This window comes from Methanococcoides sp. NM1, from assembly GCF_900774285.1.
Classification (GTDB): domain Archaea; phylum Halobacteriota; class Methanosarcinia; order Methanosarcinales; family Methanosarcinaceae; genus Methanococcoides; species Methanococcoides vulcani.
Genome location: NZ_CAAGTW010000003.1, coordinates 107,027 through 118,898, shown reverse-complemented (window position 1 = coordinate 118,898; position 11,872 = coordinate 107,027). Strand labels below are relative to the sequence as shown.

Here is an 11,872-nt window from a genome sequence, read left to right as displayed (position 1 = left end):
GCAGATAACTTCCTGTAAATATTCTCCAATAGCAGCATGGAAAGAGGGTTTTATTCCCTGTAAATGGATATGACATCACTCAATATCGCACTTGCAGTTTCAATTGAACCTGCACCTCTTCCAGCAACCGTGACAGTGCCTGCAAGATCGGTGCGTACTGATGCAACATTAAGTGTCCCACCAACTGCCAGCGGATGGGAAGCCGGTACAAGACGTGGTGATACCCTTAGGCGATCCTTCCTGACCTCTCCAATGAGCTTGATCACATAGCCCTCGTCATGCGCAAGAGCAAGTGATTCAGGCGTGATCTTGGTAATACCGGTGACCTCGACATCCTGGAAAGTGGCATTCTGCCCGAAGATGGAATTTGAAAGAATTACCAGCTTGCAGGCGGCATCGATTCCCTCTACGTCGTAGGTAGGATCGGTCTCAGCAATACCCAGTTCCTTGGATTCAGCAAGCATCTGCTCATATGATGCTTTTTCCTCCATCATACGTGTCAGTATGTAATTGCAGGTACCATTAAGGATGCCTTCAATGCTCAGGATCTCGTTACCGGCAAGTGTGCCTTTTATAAGATTGATGATAGGCATTGCACCGCCTACGGTAGCCTCGAACATGAACTTGCAGTCTGCTTCACTGGCAGCCTTCATAAGCTCCTGATATTTCAGTGTAAGAGGGCCTTTGTTAGAGGTTACGACATCTCTGCCATTCTCAAAAGCTGCAAGCATATTGACCAGTCCGGTACCACCGGTCTCAATATCAGTAGGTGTCGTCTCGATGACAAGATCATGATCGACGTTCCTGATGACGTATTCACCGGTGAGGTCTTCAATGGCCACAGTACCGGTTTCGCTTTTCCTTGCAAGAGAAGCATTAAGATCAATACCTTCGGTGTTGATCTCGGCTCCCCTTGAATCGGCTATTGCCACCACATCAAGATCGATATCAAGAGACTTCAGTTCATCATCCTTTTGCAGTATGACCTCTGCAACACCCCGTCCCACTGAACCAAATCCAATAATGGATACGCGTACTTTTCTCATTGAAATATCACCTTTATGCAACTTCAGCCTCTATCGGCTCTATGACCAGAAGGTCTTTCTTCTCTGCTACTTCCTTTAAGACAGCCATTGCCTCATGAAGCTCTTTCCTGCCAACAGCATCTATCTTCAGAGAAGCAGATGAGCGCTTATCGATGTGAGGCATTGAAAGGCAAATATCCACAACTTCTGCAAAGCCGGTCTTGTCAATAGTATCGATCGTGTCCTGTATGTCAGTATGTACAATGTGACCTATCAGGATTACCGCACCATGTTCCATAAAGCGCTTTTCATCTACTCTGGCAACACCGATACCATTTTCTTCAAGACGTGAAATAATAAGATCGAGGTTCTCAGGTTCCACCTCGAACACAAGCTGAACAGGAATAGTACTTCTTGGTGTTCGTTCTTCATGGTGGTGTACGATGGACTTCAGGTTCCCTTTTAGCTCTGAGATCGGATTCAGAGCCAGAAGCAACTGTCCGGGAGCATCTTTTAGTTCGATATCCATTGAAACTCTCATGTGTTCCCTCTTAGTTATTTCTCATATAAATGTATTGATAAGAAAGGACCCTAGCTTTAGAATAGTAGAAAGAAGTGTTCAGGGAAACATTCTGATAATGATCAAAGGAACTTATGTCCGTTATCACCTATGATCATCAGGAATTATAATAATATTACCTCTTCCCTTCTTGAACTTCTCCACAAGTCCCCGGTTCTCAAGGTCTGAAACGATCAGGCTTACCTTTGCTTCAGAATAGCTCAGTTTTGCACGCAGGTCCTTCTGGGTGATCCGACCACCACTCGAACGTATAATATCAAGAACTTCCTGCAGGTCCGAAGGCAATGGGACCTTCCCCTCCACTTCAGAAACTTTAGGTGCTTCAGGCATATCGGAAACTTCAGAAACTTCCGGTTTCGATCCTTCTGCACCTTCCGATTCTTCTGTTTCATCAGTTTCATCTGATACAACTACTGGGGGTTCAACTTTAGTTTCCATGTCTGCCAGTTTTGCCACATCATCAGCCACAGGAGGAATTTGCCCCCCTTCATCCGCCTCATTCTTTCCGTTCTTCTTTGAGAACAGGTAAAGACCGGTTCCGGCCATTAAAAGAATAATAAGACCTGCAACATAGTATAGTGTACTATCATCTGCTCCATTTTCAATTGCTTCTGAATCAGCTTCCAATGAAGTGGTAATGTTCAAAAGATCAGAGTCTTCGGTAAGATCACTATCATATGAAGGAAGAAGGATCAGGTCTATAATATAATCGCCATCATCGCTGATGGTTATAGTCTCCTGCGTAGAAGCTGTGAGCGTGTTGTTCTCATAATAACTTGCTGTTATCATGTATTCACCCGGTGCCAGGTTCATGGAATACACACCATATTTCGCCACTATGGACTGTGGCGGCGTGGTGTTCACTTCAATGATCACATTCTCCATCAGCTGGAAAGTATCCCACTCATAGATGGCACCATGAATGGTAGCTGTTCCTTCGGCACTTACCGGAACTGCTGAAAAGAGGCATGCTAAAATACATACGCTGAAAACAAATAAGGTTCTGATCATCACAGTCCAACAATATCGGACTCAACTAATATAGTTTATTGTTGTTCTCGAACCTATTTTCAGATCATTTTCATTAAAGGTCGCAATACAGAGCGCATATCGCCGGGGACCGGATATGGGAACAACAGTAAAATCGGCAGAAAAACCGACTTTAAAGTATTAATTCACAATAAAAAGCTTATTTAAGCTTAGTTTCAGTAAATAAACCATCATCAAGTTTTATTACAAATATAATGCTTGAATGTGCCTGCAAATTATAAGTGGTGATTATCTGAAAGATAATATATAAAGTAAACTTATATTTAAAGATACCAAATATTGGTTTGTAAGTTAATTTCATGATAATGGAGGAATCCGTAATGAAGAGAGGAACGATGAAAGGTTTTGCAATTATTGCTGCTGTGCTGATGGTAGTCAGCTTACTTCCGATGACAGCACTTGCAAATAATGGAAATGGATTTGAGGACGCACCCGGACAGATGAAAAAGAATGCTACCGGTGAGACAGTAGGTGTACAGGACCAGGACAGGTTAAGGACGAATTATCAGGAAGCTAAGAACGATATCCAGGCTGCCAAGAACGATTACAACAATATGACATCTGAATTCCAGATGATAAAGAGAAATCAGGCAAGAGGAGACATCAATGAATCTGTGATGATCAATAATTCTAAAGATTACCTCAATGGCACTATAGACTACATGGTTCTTCGTCTTGAGAATATCAAAGATGAAGGTGAGTACACGCCAGAGGTAAACGCTACAATTGATGCGTACATCGCAGAACTCGAAGATATCAGAACAGATGTTGAGGAAGCTGAAACAAGAAAGGACCTCTCAGATGCAACCAAGGATATTAGGAAGCTCTGGAAAGATGCAATAAAGGACATTAGAAAAAGCACAAGAGAGAAAGTGAACGATGGACTTGAAAATTACCTTGAGAAATCCGATGATGTTTCCGAACGTCTACAAGAAGAAGTCGACCAAATGGAAGATGGAGAGGAAGCTGCTGAACTCCAGGAACTTCTCGATGAATACAACACTCTGATAGCTGAAGCTAAGGCACTACTGGAAGAAGGAAACCTTGAGGATGCAATCGATAAAACCAAAGACGCCAACGAGGTTCTTAAAGAGATCTTGGGTGATATGAAGGAGTCCAGAGATGGGTATGTAAGCATGACAGGCGAGGGTGCCCTCAATGCAAAGGGTGACGGCACCATCGTTCTTTCTGGTCAGCTTAACGTTACCATCAGTGCAACAGACGCAATGCTTGTGATCAAGGACCTTGCAGGGGATGCAGAAATTGATGTCAACGGAGCTGAATCTGATCTCGTGAATGAAGAGACAAAAGACGGATGCTGTGCCTATGTATATGATAACTTCACAGGTGACGCCCTCATAAACGGAACAAGGCTTACCGTCATGGTAAGTGGAGAAGATCTTACAGTCTTCGCAGAAGGAACCGGAAGTGCTTCACTCTCAGGAGAAGGAACATATCAGGTCGGTGAAGGTGACGAAGCAGTCGAGATGGAGTTTGCAAGTGAAGATGTAGAAATGCAAACTGAAGAGAGCGACGATGACGAAAACGGTGCAGATGATGACACCGCCGATGACGGAAACAATACAGACAACAACAGCACCGTTGATGGAAACAATACAGACAACAACAGCACCGTTGATGGAAACAATACAGACGACAACAGCACTGATGATGGAAACAATACAGACGACAACAGCACCGATGATGGAAACAATACAGACGACAACAGCACCGATGATGGAAACAATACAGACGACAACAGCACTGATGACGGAAACAATACGGATGGGGGGCAATAATGGTCAGCTTTAAGCACATTGGAATAATTGCCGTACTTCTCATCGGACTTGCCTTCTCCGGTTGTGTAGGAGATCAGGCTGCAGATGACGAGGTCGATGCCGAAGCACCAACTGCAGACGAGATACTTGCAGAGGAAGGGGTCGGACTGACCGATTCAGAGATAGAGGATCTCGAAAGTGACCTTGATGAACTGGAAGCCACACTTTCAGAACTGGATGAGGACGAGAACCTGACCATCGAAGAGGTCTGAACTGATTGCAGTTCAGTCTTCTTTTTTCTTTTTTATCTTATACAAACCAATCCGGCTAGCATTATTGTGAAAAGGAACAATATTGCAAAGCCCAGTATTATAGATCAAATTTACATCATTTCCAGAACTTCTTTTAATCATGGACATGCCTTGCAATTATTTTGCTTCTGTAAATAGTTACAACTTCATAAAACTAATGATATTATTTGACACAAATCGTATGATATATAGAAGATAATTACAACAGACATGAGAGAAATACTTATATAGAATTATAATTCAATGAATTACAGGGTATGTGTGGATATATTAATGGTAGTTGATCCAATCAACTAAATAAACATCCACCCCAAAATGAGGTAGAAAATGAAGAATATGTTTAAGACCACATTATTGCTGGCATCCCTGACAGGACTCCTGATCATTGTGGGTCGTCTTATTGGCGGCACTACCGGTATGTTCATAGCTTTTGCTTTTGCGATCGTCCTGAACTTCGGAAGTTACTGGTACAGTGACAAGATCGTCCTGAAGATGTATCATGCAAAAGAGGTCACAGAATCTGAAAGTCCGAAACTGTATGAGATCGTCCGAAACCTTGCAATGCGTGCAGACCTCCCAATGCCTAAAGTGTACATTGTGGAGACATCCATGCCAAATGCATTTGCAACCGGGAGAGATCCTAAACATGCAGCAGTTGCAGCCACCACAGGCATCATGAATCTTCTGACACCGGAAGAGATCGAGGGTGTACTGGCACACGAGCTTGCACATGTAAAGAACCGGGACACACTTATCAGTGCAGTTGCAGCAACTGTTGCAGGTGTAATCACAATGCTTGCAACATGGGCAAGATGGGCTGCTATCTTCGGTGGCATCGGAGGCAGGGACGACAACGGAGGAACCAATATCGTAGGATTCATTGCACTTGCAATTGTGGCACCAATAGCCGCGACCATAATCCAGCTTGCAATCTCCCGTTCACGTGAGTTCGCAGCTGATGCAGAAGGAGCACGCATATCACAGAAACCATGGGCACTTGCAAGCGCGCTCTCCAAACTGGAAACCGGTACACAGAACTACCACCCACGCAGGAACGACGTACAGCCTTCCGAGAACACGGCACATATGTTCATCGTCAACCCTCTGAGAGGTAGCTCACTGATGAAACTTTTCAGGACACACCCACCCACAGAAGAAAGGATCCGTCGTTTGAACGCAATGTAAGATAATTAGAACATGAAAAGATCTGCCTGGCCGGGATCGGTCAGGTGGATAACTCTGATTCCACTGGCTTCCAGCTCATTTGACAGCTTATACCTGTGACAGTTTTTCGGATTTTTCTCAGCACACATAAGGACGACATCAGAGCCGTTGCTATTGATCTCTTTTATCTTACCGGTCAATTTTGCGAAATAGCCCCTGAACTCATTCGTCCTCATATAATCGGTATAGCTTTCTTCCCGCAAGCCTCCAAGCCCGGGACAATGAGAATAAGCAATATTATATTTCGGCAGCACGATCTCGAGGTTCTCTTTATTGAACTCTTCACGTACCGAATGCGGATAACTGCGAATATCCACCAGGCAGGAGAGGTCATACTGTTGTAGAATATCGATAAATTCTTCCAGTGACCTGTTTCCGTAGCCAATGGTATAGCATCGGGTATCTTCATCCATCGGGATGACTGAATGGATGTGAAGTTTATTACTTTTTCTGTATTACATTATCAGCAAAGCTCAGTTCAGAGATAGATCGAAGTGCTATTCCCCTTCGTGACGATTCCCGGATTATTTTTAAATAGATAGCTATATTAGAGGATAATGCTTATTTTAGTACATTACAGGGAGAATTTGTCATGACGCAGGATGCGGCAATTGGAAGGATCATAAAAGCTCAGACCATCAGTGATGCATGGTACCGCGGACTCAATGTACTATGGAATCACGGTAAGGTTATTACAGATGAGAGAGGAAGCCAGATACGAGAGTTCATGAACCTGATGGTCGTGATAGATGATCCATACAGGGACGAGATCCCTGCAGATATCGCATGGAACCATGAAAGGCTGGAAGAGTATGCAAAACAGCTTATCACTGGTGAGAATGCACAGGATTTCGAATATACATATGGCCAGAGGCTTCGCAACTGGGATGAGAAAGTTGACCAGATCGCCTATGTCATTGAAAAACTGAAGAACAACAGGACGACCCGAAGAGCTACAGCAGTCACATGGATCCCGACCGTGGACACCCATGTTGATGAAGTACCCTGTATGATAATTGATGATTTTAAGATAAGGGATGAAAAGGTCCACCTCACAACAGTATTCCGCAGCCACGACTTTGCAGGGGCTTATCCAGCTAATCTCTATGGCCTTTCAAAGCTTCTTGAATACGTTGCCGAACATGTAGGACTAGCAGCAGGAAGCATCACCACGGTGAGCATCTCTGCACATATCTATGACCATGACTGGGACAAGATCGAGAACATTGTAAAAGGGGTGCAGTAAATGAAAGTAACAGTTGGAAGATCCAGTGTACATGGCGAGGTATTCGCACCACCTTCAAAGAGCTACACTCACAGGGCTATCGCCATAGCTGCCCTTTCAAGAGATGCAATCGTCCACAGACCACTGCTATCTGCAGATACACAATCCACTATCCGCGCCAGTGAGATGTTCGGTGCATACATCGAAAAGGAGGGAGAAGACCTTCTGATCAGCGGTGTGGATGGTGTTCCGGAAATCCCCGAGGATGTAATAGATGTAGCAAATTCAGGAACCACACTCCGATTCATGACCGCCATCTCTGCACTTACCGAGGGAACTACTGTGCTTACAGGCGATAATTCCATAAGGTCAAGACCTAATGACCCTCTTCTCAGGGTCCTGAACGACCTTGGGGTTGATGCCTATTCTACCCGTAACAATGGGTGTGCACCAATTGTGGTCACCGGCGGCCTTACAGGCGCTATTGTCAAGATTGACGGGTCCATCAGTTCACAGTTCATATCAGCATTACTGCTCGCATGCCCGCTTACAAAGAACAGTACGACCCTCTCTATCAAGGGCGAACTAAAATCCAAACCTTATATCGATGTCACACTGGATGTTATTGAAAAAGCAGGTGTTGAGATCCTCGTTGAAGACAATCACAACCCTAAGTTCATCATTCCCGGAAACCAGAGATATAACCTTCAGGAATACACCGTACCAGGGGATTTCTCATCTGCATCGTATCTTCTTGCAGCCGCTGCAATGACAAACTCCAGCGTGACCGTCAAGAACCTGTTTCCTTCAATGCAGGGTGACATAGCCATCATAAACATACTGAAAGAAATGGGTGCAAATATCTACTGGGATATGGAAGCAGGAACGGTAACCGCAAGAAGTGGAGAACTTCATGGCATCACCATGGATGCAGGTGCCACCCCTGATCTTGTGCCCACAGTTGCGGTCCTTGGTGCCATGGCAAAAGGTGAGACCATAATAGCCAATGCTGAGCATGTCCGCTATAAGGAGACGGACAGACTTCATGCAATGGCTCTGGAGCTTGAAAAGATGGGAATCTTTTGCAGGGAAGAAAAGGATAGCCTGACAATAAGAGGAGGCGAATTCAAGGGTGCAGAAGTACACGGCTGGCACGATCATCGTATCGTAATGGCCTTGACACTTGCAGGCATGGTTGCCGGTAATACCATTATCGATACCGCAGAATCCATCTTCATCTCATACCCGAACTTCTTTGATGCAATGCGTTCAATAGGCGCTGACGTTATCCTTAGTGAGCAATGAGAACGAACCATTGTTCATTTTATTCTTTTACTTTTTGAGTTGTTTCCATGATCTATGATGTTGTTGTGGTCGGAGCCGGACCTACAGGATCCACAGCTGCACGTTATGCTGCCAAATACGGTGCAAAGGTGCTCATGATCGAGGAACACTCATCTATCGGCACACCCGTGGAGTGCACCGGACTATTAAGTACACGTGCTGTAGCTGAATGTGATGTTGCACCAGATAACGATTTCGTACTGAACAGTGTACGTGGTGCTTTTGTCCATTCGCCAAATGGAACCTGTCTTCCCATAGACGGCAGGAAGACAAAGGCATATGTCGTTTCCAGAAAGATGTTTGACCGAACCCTTGTTTCAATGGCAGTGGATTCCGGTGCAGAACTGATGCTAAAGGGACGTGTGACCGGGCTTCAAGAGAAAGATGGCATGCAGGTCCTTTCAGTAATGCATATGGGAAGACCAACCAACATAAAGGCCAGGGTTGTCATCGGAGCAGACGGCGTAAAGAGCAATATCGCCAGATATGCAGGCCTGGGAAGAGTCGACAGGATCCTGTCAGGAGTACAGATAGAAGCACCCTACCGATCAAAGGATGATAATTTTGTGGAACTGTTCGTTGGATCGAATGCACCTGGTTTTTTTGCATGGACCGTACCTGTCAGCGAGGATATATCAAGAATAGGACTTGCTGTTGAACCAGGCAATGAGCAAAATGCAATAAACTATCTCAAAGGAGTTCTTTCTTCGAACCCGCACGTTTCCAGCAGACACTCACGATGTATGCTTGACCTTGTGGTGGGTGGAATCCCTATAGGCCCCCTTAAGCGAACTTACAGGAATGGCGTACTCATTGCAGGAGATGCTGCAGGACAGGTGAAACCAACATCAGGAGGCGGCATATATACAGGAGCTGCCTGTGCGAAGATCGCAGGTGAAGTTGCAGCAAAAGCCGTACATGATGGCGATGTTTCTGGAGAGAGGCTCAGTTCATACGAAAAACGATGGCAGGCCGAACTTGGCCGTGAACTTGGTATTGGAATGAGGATACATGATTTCGTCGGTGGATTGAACGATAATCAACTGGATGATCTGATAGCATCGATGAACAATCCTGCCATACTTGAAATGATCACAAAATATGGGGATATGGACCATCCCTCAATATTGATCAGAAAGTTGTTGAACCCAATGAATTCAAGGCATTTGATAGGCGTGTGCAGAGCTTTTGCAAAAGCAGTGTTGTAACATTTTCAGTATATGCTGACACCTTTGACACCTTGAAGATTCAGGATGTCACTAACAAGTTCACCGGGGATCTTTGAGTCGGTGATGATGGTCAGTTTTGCTTCATTATTAAAATGCGGATCATCCGATACTGCCTGCCTGATGCTGAGACCGTGATCGGAAATTACCTTCGAAACGTTAGAAAGGATACCTATATTTGCAGCATCGTCCGGCGTGATTATAATAACACCAAGGCCTAGGGACGGAGCAACATCACGAAGGAATGGTATTGATTTTACATTCTGGAAAATATTAGTCAGAAGTTCGTCTGTGAGAATGGTATCTGTAGTAGCATCGACCACCCTGCGATCTACGCCTGCTTCTTTTGCCAGTTGTGTATGAGGGATCTCAATTGAACCGGATGTCACTTTCCCTTCATCATTCACCTGAAATCCACGTTCAAAAAGGATCTTTATGACCTTTTGCTGTGCAGGATGCTTTTCGAACTTTTTGAGTACTGTGCTCCACATGATTACCATCTTGTTTCCCAAATTATAAAGATTTAAGCTCTGATTCATACAAAAAAGCAATTAATAAATGTTCCGTTACTAAAGGGACTCCAAAAACTATAGAACATTCCTTCCAAATTATTTTAAGGGTAAAAAAGAAAGACATTTTAAGGATAAAGTATTACAGGGGTTAAATCAAAGAGAAAAATCAATCAGATAATGATGTTTTTTACAGGCAGGCTCCTATTCAAAAAACGGACTGTTCTCAAACCGTTTTGTCATTAAGAAATATAAAGGACCTGTAAATGGCTTAAACTACAAAGTTTCACAGTCGATTACGTTCAAGGAGGTATTTTATGAATATATACAAAACTTATGACGATCTTCCAAAGGTCAAGCTCCCAAAGGGCCAGGAAGTGAGCATAAGTGACAGTACCATTCGTGATGGGGCACAGATGCCGGGTATTGTCTTAAAGGCAGATCACAAATTCAGGATATACGAGTTTCTGCATCAGATAGGAATTGAAAAACTGGAAACATTCGTCTACAATGAGCGTGACAGGAACGCTATTAAGATGATGTTCGACAGGGGCTATGAATCACCTGAGATCACAGGGTGGGCAAGAGCCGTACCTGCTGATATAGACATGGTCCTGGATATTGAGGATATCGAAGAGACAGGAATATTGATGTCAGTATCTGATGCACATATCCTGGATAAGATGGGACTCCCCAGCAGGGAAGCTGCAGAAGAGAAGTACCTGAACGCACTACAGTATGCAGTGGACCATGGTCTTCGTACCCGTGCACATATTGAGGATATGACACGAGCTGACAATACTTATTTTGTATATCCGCTTATCGAAAAGATACTTGAGATCGATCCGGATTGTACGATCCGTCTTTGTGACACAATTGGTTTTGGAGTTCCATTTATAGATGTGGATGAACCATTCGGTATACCTCAGATGGTGAAACACTTAAAAGAGGATCTTAATGCAAAGAACATTGAGACACATTGCCACGATGATTTTGGTCTGGCAGTTGCCAACTCTATTGCAGGATACTGGCACGGTGCAAACTGGTCCAATGTAACTTTCCTCGGAATTGGTGAAAGGGCAGGAAATGCGGAAATGGAGAAGTTGTTGCTGTTCCTTAGCCGTCGTATTGAAGGTTTTGACAAATATAACCTTGAATGTCTTGCAGAGTTTGGAAAATTCATGCAGACGGAAATCGGGATCAGGATCCCAAGGAACAAGTCTGTCGTAGGGAAAAATGTTTTTGCTCACGAATCAGGCATCCACACTGCAGGCGTCATCAAGAACCCATTCACTTACGAACCATATCCACCGGAGATCGTAGGCGGAAAGAGGGCTTTCCTCATAGGCGATTCATCAGGTATCGAAGTACTTCGTTTCAAAGTACAGGATACACTGAACGACCTTATGGGAGTTCAGATAACCGTCGAAAAGAACGACCCACGCCTGAGATCTATCCAGAGCGACATACATGAACTGTATGACAAGGAAAAGCGTGTTTCCTGTATATCTGATGAAGAGATACAGGCATACGTTGAGAAATATTTCCTCTTCGAACCTATCATCGAGAAGAACATGGGCAGAAAAACGATCTAATGCTT

Annotated in this window: 12 protein-coding genes; 7 read left to right on the top strand and 5 right to left on the bottom strand. The window is 44.2% G+C overall.

Annotated elements, in window-relative coordinates; translation table 11 throughout:
* Positions 1 to 50: 50 nt before the first annotated feature.
* The 3 genes from E7X56_RS04080 to E7X56_RS04070 all read right to left on the bottom strand — a co-directional run bounded on the left by E7X56_RS04080 (position 51) and on the right by E7X56_RS04070 (position 2,616).
* Entirely contained in the window at positions 51 to 1,046 is a 996-nt protein-coding gene (locus E7X56_RS04080) for a homoserine dehydrogenase (protein WP_135605103.1), read from the bottom strand.
* Positions 1,047 to 1,059: 13 nt separating this feature from the next.
* Positions 1,060 to 1,566: an amino acid-binding protein gene (locus tag E7X56_RS04075; RefSeq protein ID WP_091688734.1), complete on the bottom strand. Its 507-nt coding sequence runs from the start codon at positions 1,564 to 1,566 to the stop codon at positions 1,060 to 1,062.
* Positions 1,567 to 1,689: 123 nt separating this feature from the next.
* Positions 1,690 to 2,616 (bottom strand): hypothetical protein, encoded by a 927-nt coding sequence (locus E7X56_RS04070; protein WP_135605101.1) that lies wholly within the window; start codon positions 2,614 to 2,616, stop codon positions 1,690 to 1,692.
* Positions 2,617 to 2,975: 359 nt separating this feature from the next.
* Between E7X56_RS04070 and E7X56_RS11945 the strand changes: the two genes are divergently transcribed.
* The 3 genes from E7X56_RS11945 (at position 2,976) to htpX (ending at position 5,929) form a co-directional block, all read left to right on the top strand.
* Positions 2,976 to 4,454 carry a hypothetical protein gene (locus E7X56_RS11945; protein ID WP_210409241.1) on the top strand — a complete coding sequence of 493 codons (1,479 nt, stop codon included), beginning with the start codon at positions 2,976 to 2,978 and terminating at the stop codon, positions 4,452 to 4,454.
* Positions 4,454 to 4,705: a hypothetical protein gene (locus tag E7X56_RS04060; protein WP_091688730.1), complete on the top strand. Its 252-nt coding sequence runs from the start codon at positions 4,454 to 4,456 to the stop codon at positions 4,703 to 4,705. Before E7X56_RS11945 ends, E7X56_RS04060 begins: the two co-directional genes overlap by 1 nt.
* A 366-nt stretch (positions 4,706 to 5,071) precedes the next feature.
* Entirely contained in the window at positions 5,072 to 5,929 is an 858-nt protein-coding gene (htpX, locus tag E7X56_RS04055; protein ID WP_135605100.1) for a zinc metalloprotease HtpX, read from the top strand.
* A 5-nt stretch (positions 5,930 to 5,934) separates the two neighbouring features.
* On the opposite strand, the gene E7X56_RS04050 is transcribed toward htpX, so the two are convergent.
* Entirely contained in the window at positions 5,935 to 6,381 is a 447-nt protein-coding gene (locus E7X56_RS04050) for a DUF488 family protein (RefSeq protein ID WP_135605097.1), read from the bottom strand.
* A 179-nt stretch (positions 6,382 to 6,560) separates the two neighbouring features.
* Here E7X56_RS04050 and E7X56_RS04045 point away from each other — a divergent pair, with 179 nt between their 5' ends.
* From E7X56_RS04045 to E7X56_RS04035, 3 genes are read left to right on the top strand one after another with little or no spacing between them, the layout of a single operon-like run.
* On the top strand, positions 6,561 to 7,214 hold the full coding sequence (locus E7X56_RS04045) for a thymidylate synthase (protein WP_135605095.1): 654 nt from the start codon (positions 6,561 to 6,563) through the stop codon (positions 7,212 to 7,214).
* Positions 7,215 to 8,498 (top strand): 3-phosphoshikimate 1-carboxyvinyltransferase, encoded by a 1,284-nt coding sequence (aroA, locus tag E7X56_RS04040; RefSeq protein WP_135605093.1) that lies wholly within the window; start codon positions 7,215 to 7,217, stop codon positions 8,496 to 8,498.
* Between the two features lie 47 nt (positions 8,499 to 8,545).
* The gene (locus tag E7X56_RS04035; RefSeq protein WP_135605091.1) at positions 8,546 to 9,745 is read left to right on the top strand and encodes an NAD(P)/FAD-dependent oxidoreductase; all 1,200 of its coding nucleotides are present in this window, start codon (positions 8,546 to 8,548) and stop codon (positions 9,743 to 9,745) included.
* 5 nt (positions 9,746 to 9,750) lie between these two features.
* Here E7X56_RS04035 and E7X56_RS04030 read toward each other — a convergent pair whose 3' ends face one another.
* Positions 9,751 to 10,254: an amino acid-binding protein gene (locus E7X56_RS04030; RefSeq protein ID WP_135605352.1), complete on the bottom strand. Its 504-nt coding sequence runs from the start codon at positions 10,252 to 10,254 to the stop codon at positions 9,751 to 9,753.
* A 335-nt stretch (positions 10,255 to 10,589) separates the two neighbouring features.
* Between E7X56_RS04030 and E7X56_RS04025 the strand changes: the two genes are divergently transcribed.
* Positions 10,590 to 11,867: an isopropylmalate synthase gene (locus tag E7X56_RS04025; protein WP_135605089.1), complete on the top strand. Its 1,278-nt coding sequence runs from the start codon at positions 10,590 to 10,592 to the stop codon at positions 11,865 to 11,867.
* Positions 11,868 to 11,872 lie beyond the last annotated feature (5 nt).